A 21,872-nucleotide genomic window follows, 5' to 3' on the forward strand; every position below is an offset into this window, starting at 1 on the left:
AAACTGGAGCGGGCGAAGGGATTCGAACCCTCGACCCCAACCTTGGCAAGGTTGTGCTCTACCACTGAGCTACGCCCGCTCTGGCGTTTCGAAAAGGCCTGCTGGAAAGCGGCCCGTCCGGTGTGGAGGCGGCCCACTAGCAGCGGTTCGAAAGGTCGGCAAGCATAAAAGACAAAGTTTTTGCGACAGCCTCGGAAACGGGCCGAATTGGCGCATTCTCCCTTCACAAACGCGCGCGAAAGGCCAATCTAGGGAATTGATTTTTCGTAATTGGAGCACGAATCTTGGCCAGCATGGGTCTCAACCTCGACGAGCAGAAGGCCGTGGACCGGTTCCGCAAGGCGGTCGCCGAACCTTCGATGACCCAGCTCGTGATCCTGGACTTCTGGGCCGAGTGGTGCGGCCCCTGCAAGGCGCTGACCCCGGTGCTGGAAAAGGTCGCCGCCGAATACGCCGACAAGGGCGTTCTGCTCGCCAAGGTCAACGTCGATGAGGAGCAGTTCATCGCGGCGCAGTTCCGCGTGCAGTCGATTCCGACCGTCTACGCGATCTTCCAGGGCCAGCCGGTGGCGGACCTCACCAGCGCCCGCACCGAATCGCAGCTCAAGGGCATGCTCGACCAGTTGCTCGCCAAGCTGCCGGTGCAGCCGGGCGGCGTCGAGCCCGCGCCCGACCTTACCCCGCTGATCGCCATGGGCGAGGAAGCGCTGGCCGAGGGTGACGGCGAACGCGCCGCCAGCATCTTCATGCAGATCCTCGAGATGGCGCCCGACAACGGCGAAGTGCTCGGCGGTCTGGTCCGCGCTTTCGTCGCCGCCGGGCGGATCGAGGAAGGCGAGCAGGTTCTCGATTCGCTGGGCGAGCCGCTCTCCACCGACCCGCATGTGGCGCGCGCGCGCGGTGTGCTGGCACTCGCCAAGGACAAGCCCGAGGACAGCGAACTGGCCGCTCTGCGCGCCGCCGCAGCCGAGCACCCCGCCGACATGGAAGCGCAGTTCGCCTTCGCCGGTGCCGCCTTCGCCGCCGGTGAGCGCGACGGCGCCGCCGAAACGCTGCTGCGCATGATCACGGCCGACCGCGAATGGAACGAGGGCGCGGCCAAGGCCAAGCTGCTGCAGATCTTCGAAGCGATCGGCCTCGAAGACCCGTGGGTTTCGGCCACGCGCCGCAAGCTCTCGACCGTCCTGTTCGGCTGACGCGGTTGGCGCGGATCACCATCTTCCCGCTGACCGGCGCGGTGCTCTACCCGGGGCTGCAACTGCCGCTCCACATCTTCGAGCCGCGCTACCGCGCGATGGTGAGCGACGCCCTCGCACGCGACCGGCTGATCGGCATGATCCAGCCGCAGAAGGGCTTCGAGGGCGCCCCGCTCTTCGCGGTGGGGTGCCTGGGCCGCATCGGCGATGTCGAGGCGCTGGAAGACGGCCGCTTCAACATCATTCTCGACGGCGAGAAACGCTTCCGCGTGCTGCGCGAACTCGACGTGACGACGCCGTTCCGTCAGGTCGAGGCGGAGCTGCTGGAAGAGCCCGAGGAAGTGCTCGCCCCGATCGAGCGCGCCAGCTTCGAGCGCGAGGCGAAGCGGTTCGCGCAGGCGCAGGGCTATGTGGTCGACTGGGAGCAGGTCGGGCGGCTCGACGACATGTCGCTGATCAACGGCGTCTCGCAGATCGCGCCGTTCGATCCGGCCGCCAAGCAGGCGCTGCTGGAAGCCTCGGGGCTCTCGGCGCGGTGCGAGTTGCTGGTGCAGCTGATGCAGTTCTTCGGCCGCGCGGGCGATGGTGACGAGGATGGGGCGACGTTACAGTAGGGCGGCGAGGCCCACCCCGTCCGGCTAGTTCGCTACGCTCTCAAGCCTCCCGGCCCTCCCGCTTGCGGGAGGGCGTAACCTTCCTACTCCCCTCCCGCTTGCGGGAGGGGTTGGGGGTGGGCTCTTCCCCTCAAACCGTATCGAACACATACCCCAGCGAACGCACCGTACGCAGCGGGTTGCCCGCACCCACGCCCTTGAGCGCCCGGCGCAGGCGGCCGATCCACACGTCCACCGTGCGTTCGTCCACCGGCGGCTCCTGCTTGCCGAGCGCCGAGATCAGCTGCGTGCGGCTGAATACCCGGCCGGGGTGCTCGATGAAGTAGCGCAGCAGGCGCAGTTCGTTGGGCATGAGCGAGATCGGCTTGCCCTGGAAACGCGCCTGGAACGCGGCGACGTCCACCATCAGCTCGCCCTGCGTGACGACGCGGATGCCCGCGCTGTCCTGCTCGCCGAGGTTGGCGCCGAGCACCCGGTCCAGCAGTGCATTGCGCGTCAGCGGGCCGACCATGTAGTCGTCCGCGCCCATGCGCAGCGCACGCTTGCGGTCCTCCTGGTTGTCCTCCTCCAGCACCATGGTCACATGGGCATGGGCGGTCAGGCTGTCCGCGCGCAGGCGGCGGCACAGTTCGAGGCCGGACATCTCGGGCAGCACCCAGTCGATGAAGACCCACAAGGCCCCCTCGATCAGCGGCAGCTCGGCAAAGTCGGTCCAGCGATGCAGCATGACGTCGAACTGGTCATGCCGAAACGGCGCGAGCCCACCCGAAAGTTCGCTCGCCAGCAATATGTCGATCCGCCGCATCGCCCCGTTGTCCGCCTTTTCGAGATAGTCTGCCCCCAGGGTCAGGACCCTTTGTACGCGCGGCTTTTGCCTCCCGAGTATGACGACCCGGTGACATATCGGTGACACGGTCATGAATTCGCAAAACCGGCCCCGACGCCGGAAACAATCGGGAAATATCGCTTATCAACAAGCCGCTTGGCACTTGTCATCGAATTGACCCGCAACCGTCACGCCGCCGCAACCGCCTGCTGTCATAGGCCCCGAAATCGCAGGGAATTTGGGGACGAACGACCATGCGCGAGCAGATCGAAGACTTCATCGGACGTGGCAACAACAGCGGGATTCCCGCTTGGCTCGACCTTCCCGATCCCAAGGGCTTCCGGCCCAAGCGCAAGTACCGCACGATCTGGATCTCGGACATCCACCTCGGCACGCGCGGCTGCAACGCGAACATGCTGGTCGACTTCCTGCGGGCGCACGAGTGCGAGACGCTCTACCTCGTCGGCGACATTGTCGACGGCTGGCGGCTGCGCAAGGGCTGGTACTGGCCGGACGCCCACAACGAAGTCGTGCGCCGCATCCTCAAGATGGCGCACCGCGGCACCCGCGTGATCTTCATCGCCGGCAACCACGACGAGATGCTGCGCGACTATGCGGGCCTCAGCTTCGGCGGGGTCGAACTGGCGCTGGAATACGTCCACACCACCGTCGACGGCCGCCGCCTGCTGGTGACGCACGGCGATGCCTTCGACGGCGTCGTGCTCTACCACAAGTGGCTCGCGTTCCTGGGCGACCAGGCCTACTCGATGCTGCTGCGCGCCAACATCGTGTTCAACGCCGTGCGCCGCCGCTTTCACATGCCGTACTGGTCCCTCTCGGCCTACATGAAGAAGAAGGTCAAGAACGCCGTCCAGTTCATCGGCAGCTACGAGGAAGCCGTCGCCAACGAGGCCACCTCGCGCGGGTTCGACGGCGTCGTCTGCGGCCACATCCACTGCGCCGAGATCCGCGAATTCGGCGGCATCACGTATTACAACGACGGCGATTGGGTCGAAAGCTGCACCGCACTGGCGGAAGACTTCACCGGCCACATGTCGCTGATCGACTGGGTCAAGGAAACCGGCGGCCACACGATCGCCGAAACGGCCGCCGAGGAGCACGCCGCAGACAAGGAAGCCACCCCGGAGGCCGTATCGTGAAGCTGGCCCTGGCAACCGACGCCTGGTTGCCGCAGGTCAACGGCGTCGTCCGCTCGCTCACCTCGACCGTCGAACACCTCACTGCCCGCGGGCACGAGGTCGAGACGATCACGCCCGACCGCTTCCTGACGATGCCGATGCCGGGCTATGCCTCGATCCGGCTGGCGATGGCGCCGCGCTTCGGCGTACGCCGGATGCTCGACAAGGCGGCGCCGGACATCGTCCATATCGCCACCGAAGGCCCGATCGGCTGGGCCGCGCGCGGCTGGTGCCTGGCGCGCGGGGTGCCCTTCACTTCCGCCTTCCACACGCGTTTTCCTGAATACTGCGCGGTGCGCACCGGGCTCTCCGCCGAGTACTTCTGGCCGATCCTGCAGCGTTTCCATGCGCAGAGCCAGGCGGTCATGGTCTCCACCCGCAGCCTCGCCGCCGAACTGGAAGAACGCGGCATCGGCCCGACCCGCGCGTGGAGCCGGGGCATCGACCACGCCCTGTTCCGCCCCGACGGCCCGCGCCTTGCGGAGATGACCGCGCTGAAGACGAAGCGGCCGGGCCCTGTCCTCCTCAACGTCGGCCGCGTCGCGCCGGAGAAGAACCTCGAGGCCTTCCTCGACCTCGACGTGCCCGGCAGCAAAGTGGTGGTCGGAGACGGCCCTGCACTCGACAACCTGCGCCGCCGCTATCCGCACGTCCTGTTCCTCGGCGCACTGTCGGGCGAGGCGCTGGCCTCTGCCTATCGCAGCGCCGACTGCTTCGTGTTTCCCAGCCTGACCGACACCTTCGGCCTCGTCGTCATCGAGGCGCTGGCTTGCGGCACTCCGGTGGCAGCGTACCCGGTGACCGGGCCGATCGACATCCTCGGTCCTGACGGACGGGGCGTGGACCACCGTGTCGGCTGGGCGGCGGGCGCGGTCGATACCTCGCTCGCCCGCGCGGTCGAGGGCGCACTGACGGTGGAGCGGACCGACGCCGCCGCGCTGGGCTCGCTCTATTCGTGGGAACGCGCCACCGACCAGTTCCTCGCCGCGATCGAGGGCGCGCTGGACAGCGCCGAACGCGGCCTTCGGTCAGCGGCCTAGCGTCAACCCTCCCCGTGCCGTGTCATCTCCAAAGGCGGGAGGCCAGGGTCAGGTTTGAGATGCGCCGCCTGTCAGGTGCCTACGCGATGGGACCAAGGTACAGGCAGTCCAAGCCGGATCGCGCCCGGCCAAACCCCGATCACAGCGGCGGTTGGGGAGCGTGTCCGCTGGGTTCACGTACCGGGCGGCCGAGGAAATCCTCGACCGGCGGCGTGAAGCCCAGACGCCGGACGACGGCTTGCGGGATCAATGCCTCGAAGCGCATGCCGATGCAGCGACCGACCTGCCATACCACCTGTCCCTGGACGATGCCCTGCCCCTGCAGATCGAGCGTCGCCGACCGTTCGCGCATGTCGCGGTCGCAGGCCATCTCGAACATACAGCCGCCCATGGAAAGGTCGTAGAGGAACACCTGTTCCCTCGCCCCTTCGACGAGACAGGCGACGTCCTTCTCGACGATATGACGGCTCCAGTTACGCGCTTCCATCGCAATTGCCCCCGATGATCTGGCGAGGGCATTACTGCGTCACGGCTTAAGCAATCGATAATGGCCCCGCTTGGTGCGGCCCGGAGAACGACGCTAGCGCCGCTCGTTCCTAAGCACGAATTCGCGCGAGGCGCGGACCGGGACCTTGAGCCGGCATTCCACGCCGCCCGGCTCGAACCTGAGATCCACTTCCGACTTCAGTTCGTGCGCCACGATCTTCTCGATAAGATCGCGCCCGAAACCGCGCTTGGTCGGCTCGGCCACCGGGGGGCCGCCTTCCTCGCGCCAGTGAATTTCCGCGAGGTCGGGCGAGGCCATCGTCCATTGCACGTGAATGCGCCCCTCGATCGTGCTGAGGGCACCGTATTTGGCGGCATTGGTCGCCAGTTCGTGGATGGCCAGACCCAGCGACATGGCATCGTTGGGCGCCAGCTTGATCCCCGGCCCGGCCATGACGACGTGGCTCTCGTTACCTTCCATGTAGGGCGCCAGTTCCGAGCGCACGATGTCGCCCAGCGCCGCGTGGCCCCAGTCGGACTGCGAGAGCAGGTCGTGGGTGGCCGACAGGGCCCGGATGCGCGCGGTCAGGCTTTCGGTGAAATCGTCGATGCCTTTCGAGCGCCGCCGCGTCAGTGCTGCGATCGACAGCACGTTCGCCAGCGTGTTCTTGACGCGGTGGTTCAACTCACGCGTCAGCGAATTACGGATCGAGGCCTGGCTGGTCAGCCACTCCAGAACGACGCGGTCTTCTGCGGCGCGCTTGGTGATCAGCCGCCCGATCGCCATCACCATCAGCGAGGCGAGCGCTCCGAAGAACAGCGTCAGGCGCGAGAGCGGCGAGAGCGCATTGGCCTGACGGTCGCCGACCTCGACGATCCAGGCCTGCCCCGCCACGTCGATGCGTCGCTCTATGGTGGGGCCGGTCAGCCCGTCGGCGCCGCGCTGTTCCGCCAGCAATGTCTCCGGCGCGACGTGGTCGTCGTAGATGGCGATGTCGATGCTGTCGTTGCGGTAGAGTTCACTGGCCGAGCCGAGGAAAGTCTGCGCGCGAAACGGGCTATATACGAAGCCCTTGACCCACCGCCGCCCGCCTCTCTCCAGCGTCACCGGCATATAGATGAGGAACGCCGCGTCGGTCTGCTGATCTCGCGCCGGGTAGCGGAAGCCGTCCTGCGCGAGGTGGACCACACCCGTCGCCGCCGGGCCACGCCGGGCCATGGCCCGCTCCATCGCCTGTCGGCGCACGGGCTCGGAGTACATGTCGAAGGCCAGCGCGCGCTTGTTCCCCGACGATTGCGGCTCCAGGTAATAGACCGGAACGGCATACTTCTGGCCGGGCTCGGGGCGCGGATCGACGCTGAAGTCCAGCCGTCCGCCGCCCTGCACCGCAAACTCGAAAGCGGCCAGCTTGTCCACCGGGATCAGCGGCGCCCAGCCCATGCCGAGCGAGCCGTAGAGCGTACCGTCGCCTTGCAGGTCGCGCGCGAATTCGGCGAACTGTTCGGGCGAAACGACGTCCTGGGTCGCGAACAGCGCGCTGCCTGCGCGCAGCAGCGCTATGTTCTCGGTGACGCGGCGCTGGAGGGCGGAGGAAATCTCGGTGAGCTGACGGTCGAGTTCGATCGCGCGCGTCTGCTTGTCCGCGCGCTCGATCGCCATGACGGAGACCGCCGTGGTCATGCTCGCGATGAGGAACAGCAGGAACGGCCAGCCGCGCGGATACCTGTGGAACCACGCCTGCTTCTGAACCCTGTCGAGCAGAGCCTGGTCAATCACCCGGCAACGTCCTGCACCATAAACTCCGTCGCGTTGCGATCACTTATGAACGCAAGCATCATGCTATGCCAACACTTTACGCTGAGGGGAACCATGCTCGGCATCGATTGTTCCATCTGCAAACGACGTCCGCTCGGCTTGCAGACCGGACGATGCCCGAGACAGCGCCCCGCCTTCCGCCAGCCTTGCGCGCGAAGACATTGGGCCGCGCGCCGGGCTTGACCGCTCCCCGGTCTCGCCGCAAGTGTGCTTTCGGTGAAAGGGAGTTCGTGTTGAATCAGCCCAATGGACGTGGTGACTCCGGCCCTGTGCCCGGCTTGCCGCCCGAAGTCCGTCGAGACGGAGAACCCGGCTGGGCCGGGGGGTTGAGGAAGCTCTACAACTCCGTGGTGGAAGAGCCGCTGCCGGACAGCTTCAAGGATCTCCTTAAGAAGCTGGACGACGACGGCGATGCCTGACCGGATAGCGCCCAGCGCCGCGGACGAAGGCTTCCGCAAGGAACTGCTCTCCGTCCTCCCTCATCTCCGCGCATTTGCCCGAGGCTTGTCGGGACGGCCGGACTTTGCCGACGATCTCGTGCAGGAAGCCGCGATCAAGGCGTGGACCGCGCGCGAACGCTACCAGGCGGGCACCAACATGCGCGCCTGGACTTTCGCGATCCTGCGCAACCACTATCTGTCCGAGCTGCGCCGCTCCCGCCGCCAGACCGACCTCGACGAAGGCGTGGTCGAGAAGATGCTGGTGATGGAAGCGGATCAGGAAGGCCCGCTTCACCTCGACGACATGGAGGCCGCGCTGCAGAAGCTGGCCCCCGAAAGGCGCGAGGCGGTGCTGCTCGTCGGTGCCTCGGGCTTCAGCTACGAGGAAGCGGCCGAGATCGCCGGTTGCCCGATCGGCACGATGAAGAGCCGTGTCGCCCGTGCCCGCGCCGATCTTGCCCGGATGCTCGACGGCGATCAGCCGCAGCAGGTCGAGGTCAAGGCGCGCAAGACGGGCTGACCGGCTGCCGCAACGGCGGCAGTACGACCAAGCATGCCAAAGCCGCCAGATGAAACGCGAGCGCCGCTGCCGTCAGCGGCACGGTGCCGCGCTCGATCCATGGCGAGACTATGCTCGTTCCCAGCGCTGCGGCGGTCAGGATGCAGAGGATCACCAGAGCACTGGCGCGGGCATCGTCGCCGCGGCTCGCCAGGATCGCGCGGAAGAACCCCGCCGGACCGCGCAGGCCAAGGCCGGTGTTGACGGGGATGAACAGCGCCGTGATCACCAGCGCCGAAGTCCCGCCCGAGAGCGCATAGGCGAACTGCCCTGCCGCTCCGAGTGCGGAGAGACCGGTGCCGAAGGCGATGACGCGCTCGGCGCCCAGCCTGTCGCCCCAGTGCGCGGCGGTGTTGGCGGCGATGATGAAGGTGACGACGCCGCTCATCTGCATCGTGATGAAGTCCGCCAGGGTCCCGCCGTGCACGCGCACGAAGACGGTGGGCATCCCGAACACGAATACCAGCAATCCGCCCAGCACGCTCGCCTGGCTGAGCGCATAGCGCAGGAACGTCGGGTCGCGCAGCAACACCACGAAGCTGCCCTGCCCGCGCCGTCCCACTTGCGGCAAGCCGCCGGTGAGCATGACCAGCACCGCCGCCGTGAAGGCTCCGGCGGCCATGACTTCGAAATTCAGCGACCAGCCGCCGAGCGCCAGCAGCCCTGCGCCCGCCACGGGGGCAAGGGCCGGCCCCAGCGCCTCGATGCTGCCCAGCAGGCCGATCGCCCGGACCGCGCGGGTCTCGTCGAACATGGCCTTGACGATGCCGGGCGCGAAGACGGCGGGACCTGCCGCGACCATGCCCTGCAGCGCGCGCAGCCCGATGAGCGCCTCGATATTCGGGGCCATCGCACAGGCCAGAGAGACGGCGGCGGTCGCCAGCAGCGAGCCCACGATCAGCCGTGACGTCGCCACCCGGTCTCCCAGCGCGCCGTAGCCGAGCAGGCCGATACAGGTGCCTCCGACGTAAGCTGCCAGCACCAGTTGTGCCTGCGAGGGATCGCCGCCCAGCGCCTCGGGCAGCAGCGGCACGGCGGGCAGGACGAGATCGACGCCCATCATGCCGATGATGGTGCCGCACAGGACCAGTGCCAGCGTCAACCACGCGCGATTCATCGAAGCCGTCCCCCTTTGTCGGAAGACGGGTTTGTTGCAGGTGCGGCGGACTAAGGAAAGGCCAACCCTCGCCCCTTCCCTCCTTCGGCAGGCTCAGGATGAGCGGGAGGGGAGAATAACGTCATGCCCTCCCGCTCGCGGGAGGGCCGGGAGGCTTGGCAGCTTGCTGCCTAGCCGGACGGGGTGGGCTAACCGCACCCCGAAAAAACAAAACCCCCGCATCCCTTGCCGGATGCGGGGGCCTTGAAAAGCCTGTCTGGCCTTCGGCTTACGCCGGGTAGGTCCAGGCGGTGCCGCGGTCGAAGTTGTCCGAGGCGAACTTCCAGTTGAGGATGTTCTCGAGGACCGCCTTCACGTAGGCCGGACGCTTGTTCATCTGGTCGATGTAGTAGGCGTGCTCCCAGACGTCGACGGTCAGGAGCGGCACGACGTCCTTGACGAGCGCGCTGTCGGCGTCGTGGGTCGAGATCACCTTGAGCTTGCCGCCTTCGACGACGAGCCAGGCCCAGCCGTTCGAGAAGTGGTTCACCGCCTCGTTCGAGAGCGCTTCGAGCAGCGCGTCGATCGAACCGAAGTCGGCGGTGATGGCAGCGGCCAGGCTCTCGCTCGGCGCGGTCTTCTCACCCGACAGCGAGTGCCAGTAGAAGCCGTGGTTCCAGGTCTGGGCCGAGTTGTTGAACAGCGGACCGGAAGCCGACTTGGCGATCTCTTCGACCGACTTGCCTTCGTTCTCGGTGCCGGCGATCGCGGCGTTCAGCTTGTCCACGTAAGTCTTGTGATGGGCGCCGTGGTGGATTTCCAGCGTCTTGCTCGAGATGTGCGGTTCGAGCGCGTCCTGCGCATAGGGCAGCGGCATGAGGGCGATGGTCATGGTCATGTCCTTTTTCAGGTTATTGAAGCTGGCCTGCACTTCGGCGGGAAACCGAAAAAGCGCAGAAAAGATCGCGGCCTATGTCTGACGTGCAGCGCAACAATTCAAGCGCGCAATCGCGGCATTTTGAATTTCTCATGCGAAAAAGGATGGCGGGGTTGCCGCCATCCTCTCCCGTGGTCGCCGTCGTCCTGCAAGGGGAGCAAACGCCGGCGAGCCAACCCATACCGGCCGTGTGATCCGGCCGTCAGGTTCGTCAGTTCTGCTTGTCGGCAGCGTCCTTCATCGCGTCGGACTTGGCGTCGCCTGCCTTCTTGACCGCGTCGGCCTTGTTTTCCAGCGCATCTTCGGCGGCTCCGGTGGTCGCATCGGCCTGCGCGTCGATCGCGTCGGCAGCGGCGTCGGACTGGGCCTCCACGGCGTCGGCCGCCTTCTCGGTCGCTTCCTGCTGCGGGCTGTTGCAGGCGGCAAGTCCCAGCGAAGCGGCAGCGACGGCAATCATGGCAAGACGCGAAGTGGCAGTGGCTTTCATGGCGAGGAATCCTTTTCCCTGTTTATGGTATCGGGCGCGTTGAAGATGCCGAGGGGAGGACGCGCCACCTCCCGCCGCAAGGCCCGCCGAAGCGGGCCTCACTTCGAGGTCGTCGGGACCGTGCGGTTCTTAGCGAACCGAGCCGCGACGGAAGAGGTTGACGATCGCCAGCAGGACGACCGCGCCCAGGAACGAGGCGAACAGCGACATGATGTCGAAGGCACCGCTGGTGATCGGCGCACCGCCGATGAGCGGGGTGATGATGAAGCCGGCGATCACCGCGCCGACGACGCCGACGACGATGTTCAGGAAAATGCCCTGCTGCGCATCGGTGCGCATCAGGATGGAAGCGAGCCAGCCGATGATGCCACCGACGAGGAGGATAAGAAGGAGGGTCATGGTTTCCGTCTCCGAATTGAGTGTGCTGACCCTAATAACGGGCAGTAGCGCGCAAGGTTCCGCAACAATACGAACGCCTCGTCGCAACGTGAACTTTGCCGCAACCAACCGCGCGCCCGCCGGGTTCTGGCCAGCAAGGAGGCGCGACACGTGTATACTTCGGCCCGGAACCGCGCGGCGTCCGCCCTCGCCTCGCTGCTGATCGTGGCGGGCGGGCTGGCGGCGATGATGGCGGGACTTGCTGCGCGCATGACACCGCAGGAACGCCGCGAGACGCTCGCCGCGATCATTCCCCTGCGCGAGGAGCCGGAGAAACCCCGGCCGAAGGAAATCCCGGCCAAGGCGGATTCCACCGCCGCGAAGGGCCGTCCCTCACCTCCCAACTTGCGCAACAAGGCGACGCAGGTGGTCGCCCCGCCGCCGAAGCTGCCCCCGCTGATCGTGCCGCCGCCGATCGTCACCGCGCCGAAGGCCGGCATTGGTTCGGCCGCGCAAAGCGGCGCCTCGGACCGCCTTGGCCCCGGACAGGGCGCGGGCGGGATCGGCGATGGTGACGGCGGCGGCGGCAACGGCGACGGCGCGGGCGAAGGCGATGACGATGCCCTCACCCGCCCACGCCAGATTCGCGGACGCCTGCATTTCTCCGACCTGCCGCCGGACCTGCGCGAAGCCAAAAGCGGCGGCGAACTCAAGCTGCAGTACCGCATCGGCGTGGACGGGCGGGTCAGCGACTGCCGCATCCTCACCTCAAGCGGTCGCCCCGACCTCGATGCGACGACCTGCCGGCTGATCACTGAACGGTTCCGTTTCAAGCCCTCGCGTAACCGTGCGGGAGAGCCCGTGGCTGCAATCATGGTCGAGACCCACGGGTGGTATTTTCCGCCGGAGGACACGCCTTGAAAGTGGTGGGGTGCCCACCCCGTCGGCTAGTTCGCTGCGCTCGCAAGCCTCCCGGCCCTCCCGCTTGCGGGAGGGCAAGGCGCAGGTCTCTCATTCCCCTCCCGCTCGCGGGAGGGGGCAGGGGTGGGCAAGACCGGGACACCAACCCCTCCCCCGCGCGTTACCCCCGTAATCCGACACGGCGCAGCTTGACGCACCCACGCCAATGGAGCCAAGACACCCCTTCGAAGTCCTCGCGAGAATTGCACCGATGCTTTCGCAAAAAACACGCTATGCGATCCGGGCCATGCAGCACCTCGCGGACAAGTACGGCCAGGGTCCGATCCCGCTGACCGACATCGCCGAGACCCAGAACATCCCGGCGAAGTTTCTCACCGTCATCCTGTCGGAACTGTCGCGCTACGGCATCGTCGCCTCACAGCGCGGCAAGGACGGCGGCTACTGGCTGGGCGTGCCGCCGATCGACATCACCTATGGCGACCTCATCCGCGTGATGCGCGGCTCGCTGGCTCTGGTGCCCTGCGCCAGCCGCTTCGCGCACGAGACCTGCAAGAACTGCGTCGAGGAAAAGGACTGCCGCACCCGCGCGCTGATGCTGCAGGTCCGCGACGCCACTGCGGGCCTCCTCGACGGGATGCGGCTGTCCGACAAGATCGACCCCGTGCCCGCCGCCGAAGGACTGGAAGCTGTCGAGGACGTCTGAGCTTTAGCGGCTGAAAGCAAACCTTCTTCCTCGACCCCATTGTCAACTTTTACGATAGAGAATACCAAGCCCGCATCCGCCCCGCTGCGAGAGGAGATGCGCATGCGAATTGCCAAGCCCGCCGATGCGACCGCAACCGAACACCCGCTGCTCAACGAAGGCGTCCAGCACGTTATCGAGGCGCTGCAGCGCCTGCGCTTCGGCGTGATCCAGCTGACCGTCCACGACGGCAAGCTGATGCAGGTCGACGTCACCGAGCGCCGCCGCTTCAACCACTGATCGACCCGACCTGGCGAAGCCGAGCACACCGGACGACCGGGCGGCTTCTGCCTGGAGATTGATCCGCGTGGTTCCCATCCGCGCGGCATTCGCCTAGCCAGTAGATGGGCCAGTAGATGGGGCCAACAGGCCGCGACCAGATCCAACCTGCACCCCAGGAGGAGTAAGAATGCTCGATTCGCTGCCGACACTGGCCGAAATCGCTCCCTTCATCGCCATCGGTTTCGCCGCGCAGATCGTCGATGGCGCGCTCGGCATGGCCTTCGGAGTGATCACCCAGACGCTGCTGGTCAGCGTGGTCGGTGTTCCTCCGGCAGCGGCCTCGGCCAGCGTCCACCTGGTCGAGCTGTTCACCACCGGCACCTCGGGCATCAGCCATATCCTGCACCGCAACGTGAACTGGGGCCTGTTCCTGCGGCTGGTGCCGACCGGCATCATCGGCGGCGTCGCCGGTGCCTACCTGCTGTCGAGCATCGACGCCTCGGTGGCCAAGCCCTACGTCATGATCTACCTCACCGGCATCGGCATCTACCTGATGTTCCGCGCCATCCGCATGCGCAAGCCGAGCTTCGCGGACCCCAAGTACACCGCCCCTCTGGCGCTGGCGGGCGGCTTCCTCGACGCGGCGGGCGGCGGCGGCTGGGGTCCGGTGGTCACCTCCAACCTCCTCGTGCAAGGCGGCGAACCGGCCAAGACCATCGGCACCGTCAACACCGCCGAGTTCCTGCTGACCACCTCGATCTCGATCGCGTTCATCTCCACCATCGGGCTTTCGGCCTTCACGGTGGCGACGGTCGGCCTGATCATCGGCGGCGTCGTAGCTGCGCCCTTCGGCGCCCTCTTCGCCAAGCGCATCAAGCCGCGCACGCTGCTCGCGGCCGTCTCGGTGGTGCTGATCGCCACCAGCGTGTTCAGCATCTGGAAGTCGTGGCCGATCTTCTGAGGACGCCTTGGCCACCCCGCTGCGACTAGGTCCTGCGGACCAAGTCTCGCTGCCCCTCCCGCAGGCGGGAGGAGAAAATCGCCGGGAGGCTTGGGAGCGAAGCGAACTAGCCGGACGGGGTGGGTCTCACGTCAAAACGTGAACGTCACCACGACCGGGTCCGAATAGCCCCCCGTCTTCGCGTACTGCCCCGCCGGAATCCGCCCATAGGCCGTCTTGGTCGCGTTGAAATTCAGCAGGTTGTTGATCAGCATCGACTGCGAGGAGCCGCCATTGCTGTTGTTCCCCCAGACCGTGGCATAGCCCGCATCCTGATAGATGTTGTAGTTCAGCCGCGCGGCCCCGTTCGCCATCTGCCGCGCCGCCGCGTTGCCCGACGTGCCCGCACTCAGCGCAAGATCGACCGTCGCGTTCATCGGCACGCTGACCGAGATGCAGTTGGCGGTGACCGTCGCCGTCGCCGTGGTCGGCGAGGTATTGGCCGGGTTGTACGTCCCGAAGCTGAGATTGGTGGTCGAGACCGAGCAGATGCACACGAGGCACCCCGCCGCGTCCGCCGCCGCAATGGGCATGAGCCCGCACGCCAGCCCCCCCAGCGCCGCGATGGACCGAGTGGCAAGCCGCATCGTCACGTCCTTTCGTTCCCGCGCACGCAAGTGACGGGCGTTGCCGCAAGCCGCGCGTCCTCGCCCAGCGCCGGGATCGGCGCCAGGCACGTCCCGCCCGCACCCGAGACGCTGAGCGTGCCCGCACCGCCGCGATAGCCTTCGAGCCAGACTTCGCCGTCGTAGCCTACGACGCCGACCCCGCCTGCCCAGGCGATGCTCGATCCGGTCTGGAGCGGAATTCCCTGCGTATCGAGCACCCGCAGCCGCACGCCCTGCCCGCCCACGGTGCCGAAGCGCACCCGCACCGCCTGCCGCCAGCCCGGCGCGACGACTTGCTGCGCGGTGTCGAGGTCCTCCGCGATCGGCACTTCGGCGGCGTCGATGCCGATGTGGTTCTCGGCATAAGGCTGGAGGCCGGTGACGATCACGCCGCGCCCGCGCCCGGCCTTGGTCGGACGGGGGCGGTTCTCGACGGTGACGGTGACCGGGGCGTCGCTGGCCACGTCGACCAGCGCGAAGCCGTCGTCGATGTGCTGGCTGGCGACGAGCGTTCCGTCCACCCTGAGCAGGCCGCCGCGCACGTTGAGCTGCACGCCCTGCTGCCCACGCCGCTGCGCTACGTCGAGGCGGATGTCGCCTGCGCCGCTGCGATAGCCGAGCCCGCCCTCCAGCCATGCCGCTCCACCATCGCGCCCGGCCAGCGCCCGCGCGCCGAAGCCGCTGCGGTCGGGCAGGTTCTGCGTGAAGGTCGCGGCCGCACGGCCCGGCTCGGCGATCACCGAAGCATTGCGGCGCGGTCCCAGCGGAATGGTCAGCGAGCCGAACAGCCCCGCGTCGCGCCGCCCCGCGCGATAGGCGGTGTACTGCACGCCCGCCGAGAGATAGCCGCCGCGCAGGTTCGCCGTGTAGTAGGCCGAGGCGAGATCGTAGCGGGTTTGTCCTTCCCCGCCGATACCCTGCGTCAGCCGCGCATAGCTGGCATTGAGGCTGCCGATCCGTCCGAGCGAAAGCCCTCCTGCGACCGCCAGTTCGCTGCGCCCGCCGCCGTTGAAGCGGCCCTCGCCCACCTGCCGGAACTGCGCGTCGGCGCGCTCGTAGCTGGTGGTGAAGGTATAGACCGGCGTGACGCGCTGCATTTGCGCGCGCATCAGCGTCCCGGTCCCCGCTGACCCTTGCGACACCGCGCCTGCCAGCGAAACCTCGCCGACCGCGCCCAGCACCATCGCCGCGCCAAGGCCCGCCATGCGCGTGCGACCACTGACCTCCACGCGCCCTTCGAGGGTCAGCGCATTGGTGATCCCGCGCCGCAGTCCGGCCGCCGCGAACAGAGGGGCATAAGCGAAGCTGTCGAAGCCGAAGCGCCTCCGCAGCGCCCCCGCCTCGATCGCGAATTCGGAGAGGCCGGGGCGCAGCAGGCTCGGGCTCGCGTAGAAGCTGCGCGTCACCTGCCGGGTATTGCCCGCAAGGTCACGCACGCTCATCGTCACTTGCCCGGCCCCGGTAAGGCGCGGCTGGAGGGTGAGGTCGAAGGCGCCCGGCCCGACGTCCATCGACTGGCGCGACGATTGCGCCATAAGTTCAACGGTCGAAGCCGTCAGCGCGCTCCCGGAGATCACCGGCAGCGGGAAGTTGATGCTCTGCGGATCGAGCGAGAAATCGGTGCCGAGGAACACACCGCCATACCGCACCGGACGGCTCCACGGCGCGCCGGTGCCGACGGCGTCGCCCAGCACCAGCCGCATCCGCTGCTGAGGAAAGTCCCGGCGCAGCGCGGTATCCAGCCGCACGACGCCTCCCCGGTCGCTGTCGACGAGAAAGCTGGAGTCGGCGACGCCCCAAGGTCCGGAAACGCCCGCATCGACGAAACCGCCAAGCCGCGCGTGGCCGTTCCAGTCGGACAGCGTCAGGTCGTAATCGAGGAACTGCGCCGGGATCGTCTGCGCCAGCGGCACGACATGGCGGCCGGGATCGAACGTGTAGCGCGGAAACAGGCTGACGTCGGCATCGACCAGCAGCGTCGCCCCGTCCGCGTCGAGCCGCGCGACAAGACCCTTCACGCGGTCCAGCGCGACGTAGCTTTCGCCGCCCAGCGTCTCGGACGCGATCATGGAATGGGCGGCGAGGCCCCAGCTCTCGATGTCGCTGCGCCGCGCAAGGAGGTGGCCGTCATGCACGATGAGCAGGCCGGGCTCGGCGATCGCCTGCCCGTTGAGGACGACGCCGACCGGCATGGGCGCCGCCTCGGCCACCGACTGCGCGCAGGCAGTTCCGACGCCGATCGCAGGCGACAGGGCAAGCGCAGCCGAAAGGGCTGCCGCAAGGCGGCGGGAGGTGCGCTTCACCGGAGGCGACCATCAGCTCACGGCGCAGGGAGGGCGACGGTATACTCGCCCTCCTCGGCACGCACGTGGATGGAGAACAGACCGCGCGGCAGGCGCTCGGCCGGGATCAGCTGCGCACCTCCGGCAAGGAGATAGAACGGCTTGTCCAGCGTTACCGTCTCGCTCGCCCCTTGCAGAGTGAGCGCCACGATCCGGGCGTGGCCGCTGCCCGTATTGGCAAGGCGCAGCCCCAGCGGCGAGGTGGAGGCGGTGAACTGCGGTGCCACGCCCTCGGCGCCCCGGAACACCGGGACCGAGAGGCGCAGCAAGGTCTGCACCACGCCTGGCTGGGCCTGCGTGGGGTCGGGAAGTTCGTCGACGATCAGGCGCCACTGCCTTTCCGCCTGCGCCCCTGTATCGGCGGGCAGGCTGCAGCGCACCAGCCGCGTGCCGTGCGGCGCAATCGTCGCGATCGGCGGATTGACGACGAAGTCGGTATCGGGATCGAGAATGTCGGCACCGCCCTCGTCGCGGCTCCATGCGAAGCCGCGCACCTGCACGGTCACCGCGCGGTCGGAATCGTTGCCCAGCGTCAGCGAGCAGAAGCGGCGGCCCGAAGGTACATCGACGCGCACCGGCATCACGCTGAGCGAACCCGCCCGCGCCGGGGCGGCAAAGCCGCCCCACATGGCAACAAACAGGGCCGCCAGCAGTACCGGAGCGCGCCGAAAGGTCATCAGTAGGTCACCGTGACGGTCACCGAGTCGGTGTAGGCGCCCGCCGTGGTGTTCTGGCTGCCGGGGATGCGGCCGTAGACGGTGTAGGCGGTGGCGGAAGTCCCGGCGGTGCCCGCGACGGTGTCGGTATTGACGGTGTTGCCCCAGTTCGTGGTGCGGCCGGAATCGGAATAGAGCGCGTAGTTGAGGGTATGGCCGGAGGAATTGAGCTTGCGCACGGTGGTCGTGCCGCCGGTCGTCGTGCCCGCATTGAGGCCGACGTTGTAGGGGGTGCCCTGCGTGCAGGTGACGTTGACGGTGGTGGTCGCATCGACGTTCGAGGACGACGTCGGGTTGTAGTTGCCGAAAGCCAGCGGGCTGGCGGCGACGACGCAGGCCGACTGCACGTTGGCCGTCACCGTGATGGTGTCGGTCACCGTCGCGGCGGACGCGGCCTGGGGCGCGAGGACGATACCTGCGGCAAGGGCGAACCCTGCGGCAAGCGGGCGAAGGCGGCGAGCGCCGCGGGCATGGTGAACGTTGCTCATGGCAATCGTTTACCAAGACAGGGTTGCCCAGCCTTCCAACGCCCTCCCCGGTGGTTCACCTAGGAACGCGGCAACCAAACGCTCCGGCGATTTCCGATTGCCCCGGCGTGAAATAGCCCGTGCGGGGCGGTCCTGCGCTTTTGCCCCGGCCGGTCAGGTGGCAAGCTGGCGGGCATAACGAAAATCGCCCCGGAGAGACCTGACCTTGCGCTATCTATCGGAAATCGGTGCCGCGTGGCGCCCGCTGCTGGCGGCGACGCTGGGCATGGGTACGGGCATGTCGATCATCGGCACCGTCACCAGCGCGATCGCGCCCTCGCTCGTCGCCGATGCCGGGTGGTCCAAGGCGCAGTTCGCGATGACCGGCATGCTCGGCATGTTGACGGCGCTGTCGATGCCCTTCATCGGCCGCCTCGCCGACCTCTTCGGGGTCAAGCTGACCGCGCTGATCGGGATCGTCGCCATGCCGCTGACGATGCTGGGCTTCAGCCTCATCGGCGGCTCGTTCGAGGCCTATCTGGCGATCTTCATCTTCCAGAGCATCATTTGCGTGACGACGACCGCGACGGTCTACACCCGCCTCGTGGTGCAGCATATCGAGCACGCGCGCGGCCTCGGTCTTGCAATCGTCGCCTGCGGCCCGGCCCTGTTCGCCGCGATCGGCGGGCCGGTCATCAACGAGTTCGTCGAGGCGCACGGCTGGTCGGCGACGTACCGGATGCTGGCGCTGTTCACGGTGCTCACCGGCATCGTCGTGTTCCTGCTCATCCCCAGCGGGCGAGCGCATGCGGCCCTCGTCACCGCGCCCAAGCGCCGCGCGCGCGACGACTATCCCGAGATCTTCGGCGAGCGGGCGTTCTGGATCCTGTTCGGCGCGATGTACTTGTGCAACCTGCCACTGACGCTGATTCTCGTGCAGCTCAAGATGCTGGTGCTTGACCAGGGGATCAGCGGCGAAGGCGCCTCGATCATGTTCACCGCGCTGGCGGTGGGGATGCTGCTGGGCCGCTTCGTGACCGGCGTGGCGCTCGACCGCTTCGCGCCGCAAGTGGTGTCGTTCGTGATGCTGGCGCTGCCGGGGCTCGGGCTGTTCGTGCTGGCGAGCAACTGGGACGCGCCGGTAGTGGTGACCGCGGCGATCTTCAGCCTCGGCTTCGCGGTGGGGGCGGAAGGGGATATCCTCGCCTTCCTCGTCGCGCGGCACTTCCGGACGCGAATCTATTCCAGCGTGCTCGGGCTGCTGACGGGGGTGTGCTCGCTGGCGGCCGCTTCGGGAGCAGCGCTGCTGAGCTGGACGCTGGCGCGGACCGGCAGTTTCGACACGTTCCTGGTGACCGTGGGCACGTCGGTATTCGCAGGCGCCCTGCTGCTGCTCATGCTGCGCAAGGGGCCGCAGGTGGAGGAAGCGTTGGGGGAACCGGTGCCGGCCTGACGTCGTCCCGGACTTGATCCGGGACCGCTGACCATGAACAGCCCACCTCGCGGGCGCGCGCAGCTAGCTCTTACCTAAAGACAGCCAGCGGTCCCGGATCAAGTCCGGGACGACGACCTAATCGCAGCGCACGTGGACCTTGGTTTCCGCATTCGGGCCGCGCAGGGTCTCGAACATCGCAGGCAACTGCTCCAAGGCGATGGTGTCGGTGACGATCGCCTTGGGATCGGCATGGACATGGCCGCGTCCCAGAAGGTCGGCGATGAAAAGAAACTCCCGCATGGAATAGCCGACCGCGAAGTGCATCGACACGCACTTGTAGCTCGCGATCGCCGGGATCACCGGGTCGGGCGCGGTGCAGAACCCCAGGCTGACGATCCGCCCGAACGGCGCAGCGTGCTGGACCGCGCGGCCAAGCATCCCCGGCGCGCCCACGCCTTCCAGCACCACCTGCGGTGCACCGCCCAGCGCCTCGACGACTTCGCCCGCCTCGTTGTCCCCGAAGGCCACGAAGGCGTCCGCCCCCATCTGCAGGCACAAGTCCCGCCGCCGCGACGAGCGCGACATCGCGGTCACCCGCCCCGCTCCCAGCCGCCGCGCCCACCAGATCGCATAGAGCGCCACCGTCCCGCCGCCGAGCACCAGCACCCGCTCGCCCGGCCGGATTCGCGCCATCTGCGTGCCGTAAAGGCTGATCGCCAAGGGTTCGATCAGCGCCCCGTCAGCCATGGAAAGCGTCTTCGGCAGCGGAGTGGCGACGCTAGCCGATATCCGGGCGTATTGCGCGAAGCCGACCGAGGCCCGCGCGGGGCTCTCGCGGCACAGCACATTGTTGCCATGGGCACGGCAGGTCTCGCACTCCCCGCAGGCGACCGAGGGCAGCACCGCCAGCGGATCGCCGACCTTCCAGCCCTCGACCCCGCGGCCGACCTCGACCACGGTTCCGGCGAACTCGTGCCCGAACTGGACACCGGCGCCGAAGTCCCACGCGCCACCCCTGGTCATGGCAAGGTCGGTGCCGCAGATGCCGCAGCGGTCCACGCGGATCAGCAGGTCGCCGGGGCCGGGCTTTGGGTCGGCGATCGTCTCGATCACGATCGGCGCACCGCCCCCGGGATAGATCGCCGCCTTCATGCCCGCGTCTCCAGCAGGTCGTAGCGCTCTATGTAAGCGCGAAACGGCTCGCGCGCCTCGTCAGCGGTCATGCCGTAGTCGGTGATGGAGTAGCGGTGGACGCCGTGGCTGAGTTCGGGCTTCTCATCGATCCGGCGCTGCAAGGCGGCTCGGGTTTCCTCGGGAATGTCCATGCCGATGAAGCGATAGATCACCTCCACCGTCTCCATCGGGCGGGCGTGGAAATCGGCGTGGACCACATCGAGCACCTGCCCCGGATGCCGCACGCGCACCGCCTCGCACTTCTCCACCGCATTGGCCCACTTGGCGACTTCGCGGCGCAGCAGGTTTTCCGCGCGCTGCTGCTTGCGGTCGGGCTCCATCAGCCCGTTCATGTTCATCAGCAGCGAGACGAGGCTCGGCACCGCCTTGCCCGGATCGCGGTGAGTCTGGATCACGCGGGCGTCGGGGAACACCGCCAGCAGCAAATCGAGATGCGCGATATGGCCGGGGTTCTTGAGCAGCCAGCGCTTGCCCGCATCATTCATGCCGATCAGCCGGACGCACCGCGCGAAGTGGGAATAGGCCGCCGCCTCGCTCTGGCACTGCCACCACGCATCGTAAGTCGCGGCCGACCAGCCGCACGACCACAAGTTCGAGACGAACGACTGCCGCAGCAGCATGCAGCATTCGTGGACTTCCTCGGCAGCGCGGAAATGCGCGGCCCTGGCATCGGGGAGCGCGGTATACTGCGCATCCAGCCCCGCGAGGGTCTTGCGATACTGCGGATACTCCGCCCAGCGCGCCATCGGCGGACGCGGCATCGGGCTGTCGAGCAGCCACGTCTGCAGCCCCTGAAAGCGCGGATCGACCGCGAGCAGCCGGTGCAGCGCCGTCGTCCCTGTGCGCGGCACCCCGGTGATGACCACCGGCGACAGCACCGGGGCCGCATCGAAGCCGGGGTTCGCCTTCATCGCCACCACGGCCTGCGCCCGCCCGCGCAGCACGCCGACGACCATGCCCCATGCAGCGCGCCTGCCCTGTTCGGAAAAGCGCGGGTCGTAGTCCATCGACTGCAACAGCACGGTGAGGCCCGGCAGGTAGTCGGCCGGACCGAAATCGTCACTAACGGTCTCGGCGATGACGGTATCGTGCAACTGGCCGAGCGCATGGCGGAAGGTTTCGGGCGGATCGTAGCCGAGGTCCATCGCTCA

At 67.5% G+C, this 21,872-nt stretch carries 24 protein-coding genes and 1 tRNA gene; 11 read left to right on the top strand and 14 right to left on the bottom strand.

Features of this window, described 5'->3' with window-relative positions; genetic code table 11:
- Positions 1 to 4: 4 nt before the first annotated feature.
- Positions 5 to 79 (bottom strand) — tRNA-Gly (locus LH128_RS13300).
- A 214-nt stretch (positions 80 to 293) separates the two neighbouring features.
- Between LH128_RS13300 and LH128_RS13305 the strand changes: the two genes are divergently transcribed.
- Together LH128_RS13305 and LH128_RS13310 are read left to right on the top strand one after the other, a co-directional pair.
- Positions 294 to 1,196, top strand: a complete 903-nt coding sequence (locus tag LH128_RS13305) for a tetratricopeptide repeat protein (protein WP_008830162.1) — start codon at positions 294 to 296, stop codon at positions 1,194 to 1,196.
- A 5-nt stretch (positions 1,197 to 1,201) separates the two neighbouring features.
- Complete coding sequence (locus tag LH128_RS13310; RefSeq protein WP_008830163.1) at positions 1,202 to 1,810, top strand: LON peptidase substrate-binding domain-containing protein; 609 nt, start codon at positions 1,202 to 1,204, stop codon at positions 1,808 to 1,810.
- Between the two features lie 130 nt (positions 1,811 to 1,940).
- On the opposite strand, the gene LH128_RS13315 is transcribed toward LH128_RS13310, so the two are convergent.
- Positions 1,941 to 2,615 (bottom strand): response regulator transcription factor, encoded by a 675-nt coding sequence (locus tag LH128_RS13315; RefSeq protein WP_008830164.1) that lies wholly within the window; start codon positions 2,613 to 2,615, stop codon positions 1,941 to 1,943.
- A gap of 275 nt (positions 2,616 to 2,890) precedes the next feature.
- On the opposite strand from LH128_RS13315, the gene LH128_RS13320 reads away from it, so the two are divergent.
- Together LH128_RS13320 and LH128_RS13325 are read left to right on the top strand one after the other, a co-directional pair.
- A complete protein-coding gene (locus LH128_RS13320) occupies positions 2,891 to 3,796 on the top strand; it encodes a UDP-2,3-diacylglucosamine diphosphatase (RefSeq protein ID WP_008830165.1) in 906 nt (301 codons plus the stop codon).
- Entirely contained in the window at positions 3,793 to 4,875 is a 1,083-nt protein-coding gene (locus tag LH128_RS13325; RefSeq protein ID WP_008830166.1) for a glycosyltransferase family 4 protein, read from the top strand. Before LH128_RS13320 ends, LH128_RS13325 begins: the two co-directional genes overlap by 4 nt.
- A gap of 139 nt (positions 4,876 to 5,014) precedes the next feature.
- Here LH128_RS13325 and LH128_RS13330 read toward each other — a convergent pair whose 3' ends face one another.
- Positions 5,015 to 5,362 (bottom strand): PilZ domain-containing protein, encoded by a 348-nt coding sequence (locus LH128_RS13330; protein WP_008830167.1) that lies wholly within the window; start codon positions 5,360 to 5,362, stop codon positions 5,015 to 5,017.
- Positions 5,363 to 5,455: 93 nt separating this feature from the next.
- Positions 5,456 to 7,138 carry a CHASE domain-containing protein gene (locus LH128_RS13335; RefSeq protein ID WP_008830168.1) on the bottom strand — a complete coding sequence of 561 codons (1,683 nt, stop codon included), beginning with the start codon at positions 7,136 to 7,138 and terminating at the stop codon, positions 5,456 to 5,458.
- Between the two features lie 272 nt (positions 7,139 to 7,410).
- On the opposite strand from LH128_RS13335, the gene LH128_RS33415 reads away from it, so the two are divergent.
- Both LH128_RS33415 and LH128_RS13340 read left to right on the top strand, forming a co-directional pair.
- On the top strand, positions 7,411 to 7,596 hold the full coding sequence (locus tag LH128_RS33415) for a NepR family anti-sigma factor (RefSeq protein WP_155986315.1): 186 nt from the start codon (positions 7,411 to 7,413) through the stop codon (positions 7,594 to 7,596).
- Entirely contained in the window at positions 7,589 to 8,137 is a 549-nt protein-coding gene (locus tag LH128_RS13340; RefSeq protein WP_008830169.1) for a sigma-70 family RNA polymerase sigma factor, read from the top strand. The genes LH128_RS33415 and LH128_RS13340 overlap by 8 nt, the downstream gene beginning before the upstream one ends.
- On the opposite strand, the gene LH128_RS13345 is transcribed toward LH128_RS13340, so the two are convergent.
- From LH128_RS13345 to LH128_RS13360, 4 genes are all read right to left on the bottom strand, one after another.
- A complete protein-coding gene (locus tag LH128_RS13345) occupies positions 8,115 to 9,293 on the bottom strand; it encodes an MFS transporter (protein WP_008830170.1) in 1,179 nt (392 codons plus the stop codon). The two genes, LH128_RS13340 and LH128_RS13345, sit on opposite strands and share 23 nt — an antisense overlap.
- 268 nt (positions 9,294 to 9,561) lie before the next feature.
- Positions 9,562 to 10,164 (bottom strand): superoxide dismutase, encoded by a 603-nt coding sequence (locus LH128_RS13350; protein WP_008830171.1) that lies wholly within the window; start codon positions 10,162 to 10,164, stop codon positions 9,562 to 9,564.
- A 256-nt stretch (positions 10,165 to 10,420) separates the two neighbouring features.
- On the bottom strand, positions 10,421 to 10,696 hold the full coding sequence (locus LH128_RS13355) for a hypothetical protein (protein ID WP_008830172.1): 276 nt from the start codon (positions 10,694 to 10,696) through the stop codon (positions 10,421 to 10,423).
- Between the two features lie 129 nt (positions 10,697 to 10,825).
- Positions 10,826 to 11,095 (bottom strand): GlsB/YeaQ/YmgE family stress response membrane protein, encoded by a 270-nt coding sequence (locus LH128_RS13360; RefSeq protein ID WP_008830173.1) that lies wholly within the window; start codon positions 11,093 to 11,095, stop codon positions 10,826 to 10,828.
- Between the two features lie 150 nt (positions 11,096 to 11,245).
- Between LH128_RS13360 and LH128_RS13365 the strand changes: the two genes are divergently transcribed.
- From LH128_RS13365 to LH128_RS13380, 4 genes are all read left to right on the top strand, one after another.
- Positions 11,246 to 11,995: an energy transducer TonB gene (locus LH128_RS13365; RefSeq protein ID WP_008830174.1), complete on the top strand. Its 750-nt coding sequence runs from the start codon at positions 11,246 to 11,248 to the stop codon at positions 11,993 to 11,995.
- Between the two features lie 250 nt (positions 11,996 to 12,245).
- On the top strand, positions 12,246 to 12,698 hold the full coding sequence (locus LH128_RS13370; RefSeq protein ID WP_008830175.1) for an RrF2 family transcriptional regulator: 453 nt from the start codon (positions 12,246 to 12,248) through the stop codon (positions 12,696 to 12,698).
- A 102-nt stretch (positions 12,699 to 12,800) separates the two neighbouring features.
- Positions 12,801 to 12,977, top strand: a complete 177-nt coding sequence (locus LH128_RS13375) for a YezD family protein (protein ID WP_008830176.1) — start codon at positions 12,801 to 12,803, stop codon at positions 12,975 to 12,977.
- 169 nt (positions 12,978 to 13,146) lie between these two features.
- Positions 13,147 to 13,920, top strand: a complete 774-nt coding sequence (locus tag LH128_RS13380; protein WP_008830177.1) for a sulfite exporter TauE/SafE family protein — start codon at positions 13,147 to 13,149, stop codon at positions 13,918 to 13,920.
- 131 nt (positions 13,921 to 14,051) lie between these two features.
- On the opposite strand, the gene LH128_RS13385 is transcribed toward LH128_RS13380, so the two are convergent.
- The 4 genes from LH128_RS13385 to LH128_RS13400 are packed head-to-tail and all read right to left on the bottom strand — an operon-like array spanning position 14,052 to position 18,113.
- Positions 14,052 to 14,546 (bottom strand): Csu type fimbrial protein, encoded by a 495-nt coding sequence (locus LH128_RS13385; RefSeq protein ID WP_008830178.1) that lies wholly within the window; start codon positions 14,544 to 14,546, stop codon positions 14,052 to 14,054.
- 2 nt (positions 14,547 to 14,548) lie between these two features.
- A complete protein-coding gene (locus tag LH128_RS13390) occupies positions 14,549 to 16,870 on the bottom strand; it encodes a fimbria/pilus outer membrane usher protein (protein WP_008830179.1) in 2,322 nt (773 codons plus the stop codon).
- 17 nt (positions 16,871 to 16,887) lie between these two features.
- The gene (locus LH128_RS13395) at positions 16,888 to 17,586 is read right to left on the bottom strand and encodes a fimbrial biogenesis chaperone (protein WP_008830180.1); all 699 of its coding nucleotides are present in this window, start codon (positions 17,584 to 17,586) and stop codon (positions 16,888 to 16,890) included.
- On the bottom strand, positions 17,586 to 18,113 hold the full coding sequence (locus LH128_RS13400; RefSeq protein ID WP_008830181.1) for a Csu type fimbrial protein: 528 nt from the start codon (positions 18,111 to 18,113) through the stop codon (positions 17,586 to 17,588). The genes LH128_RS13395 and LH128_RS13400 overlap by 1 nt, the downstream gene beginning before the upstream one ends.
- A gap of 205 nt (positions 18,114 to 18,318) precedes the next feature.
- Between LH128_RS13400 and LH128_RS13405 the strand changes: the two genes are divergently transcribed.
- The gene (locus tag LH128_RS13405; protein WP_008830182.1) at positions 18,319 to 19,545 is read left to right on the top strand and encodes an MFS transporter; all 1,227 of its coding nucleotides are present in this window, start codon (positions 18,319 to 18,321) and stop codon (positions 19,543 to 19,545) included.
- Positions 19,546 to 19,662: 117 nt separating this feature from the next.
- On the opposite strand, the gene LH128_RS13410 is transcribed toward LH128_RS13405, so the two are convergent.
- Together LH128_RS13410 and LH128_RS13415 are read right to left on the bottom strand one after the other, a co-directional pair.
- Positions 19,663 to 20,679, bottom strand: a complete 1,017-nt coding sequence (locus tag LH128_RS13410) for an alcohol dehydrogenase catalytic domain-containing protein (RefSeq protein WP_008830183.1) — start codon at positions 20,677 to 20,679, stop codon at positions 19,663 to 19,665.
- Complete coding sequence (locus LH128_RS13415; protein WP_008830184.1) at positions 20,676 to 21,866, bottom strand: sulfotransferase family protein; 1,191 nt, start codon at positions 21,864 to 21,866, stop codon at positions 20,676 to 20,678. Before LH128_RS13415 ends, LH128_RS13410 begins: the two co-directional genes overlap by 4 nt.
- Between the last annotated feature and the right edge of the window lie 6 nt (positions 21,867 to 21,872).

It is taken from the genome of Sphingomonas sp. LH128 (genome assembly GCF_000293195.2).
Taxonomy (GTDB): Bacteria; Pseudomonadota; Alphaproteobacteria; order Sphingomonadales; family Sphingomonadaceae; genus Novosphingobium; species Novosphingobium resinovorum_A.

Excerpts from the sequence above, each read along its gene's own strand:
- LH128_RS13305 (WP_008830162.1), top strand. The coding sequence starts at position 294 with ATGGGTCTCAACCTCGACGAGCAGAAGGCCGTGGACCGGTTCCGCAAG.
- LH128_RS13315 (WP_008830164.1), bottom strand. The coding sequence starts at position 2,615 with ATGCGGCGGATCGACATATTGCTGGCGAGCGAACTTTCGGGTGGGCTC.
- LH128_RS13320 (WP_008830165.1), top strand. The coding sequence starts at position 2,891 with ATGCGCGAGCAGATCGAAGACTTCATCGGACGTGGCAACAACAGCGGG.
- LH128_RS13330 (WP_008830167.1), bottom strand. The coding sequence starts at position 5,362 with ATGGAAGCGCGTAACTGGAGCCGTCATATCGTCGAGAAGGACGTCGCC.
- LH128_RS13340 (WP_008830169.1), top strand. The coding sequence starts at position 7,589 with ATGCCTGACCGGATAGCGCCCAGCGCCGCGGACGAAGGCTTCCGCAAG.
- LH128_RS13345 (WP_008830170.1), bottom strand. The coding sequence starts at position 9,293 with ATGAATCGCGCGTGGTTGACGCTGGCACTGGTCCTGTGCGGCACCATC.
- LH128_RS13350 (WP_008830171.1), bottom strand. The coding sequence starts at position 10,164 with ATGACCATCGCCCTCATGCCGCTGCCCTATGCGCAGGACGCGCTCGAA.
- LH128_RS13355 (WP_008830172.1), bottom strand. The coding sequence starts at position 10,696 with ATGAAAGCCACTGCCACTTCGCGTCTTGCCATGATTGCCGTCGCTGCC.
- LH128_RS13360 (WP_008830173.1), bottom strand. The coding sequence starts at position 11,095 with ATGACCCTCCTTCTTATCCTCCTCGTCGGTGGCATCATCGGCTGGCTC.
- LH128_RS13370 (WP_008830175.1), top strand. The coding sequence starts at position 12,246 with ATGCTTTCGCAAAAAACACGCTATGCGATCCGGGCCATGCAGCACCTC.
- LH128_RS13375 (WP_008830176.1), top strand. The coding sequence starts at position 12,801 with ATGCGAATTGCCAAGCCCGCCGATGCGACCGCAACCGAACACCCGCTG.
- LH128_RS13380 (WP_008830177.1), top strand. The coding sequence starts at position 13,147 with ATGCTCGATTCGCTGCCGACACTGGCCGAAATCGCTCCCTTCATCGCC.
- LH128_RS13385 (WP_008830178.1), bottom strand. The coding sequence starts at position 14,546 with ATGCGGCTTGCCACTCGGTCCATCGCGGCGCTGGGGGGGCTGGCGTGC.
- LH128_RS13395 (WP_008830180.1), bottom strand. The coding sequence starts at position 17,586 with ATGACCTTTCGGCGCGCTCCGGTACTGCTGGCGGCCCTGTTTGTTGCC.
- LH128_RS13400 (WP_008830181.1), bottom strand. The coding sequence starts at position 18,113 with ATGAGCAACGTTCACCATGCCCGCGGCGCTCGCCGCCTTCGCCCGCTT.
- LH128_RS13410 (WP_008830183.1), bottom strand. The coding sequence starts at position 20,679 with ATGAAGGCGGCGATCTATCCCGGGGGCGGTGCGCCGATCGTGATCGAG.
- LH128_RS13415 (WP_008830184.1), bottom strand. The coding sequence starts at position 21,866 with ATGGACCTCGGCTACGATCCGCCCGAAACCTTCCGCCATGCGCTCGGC.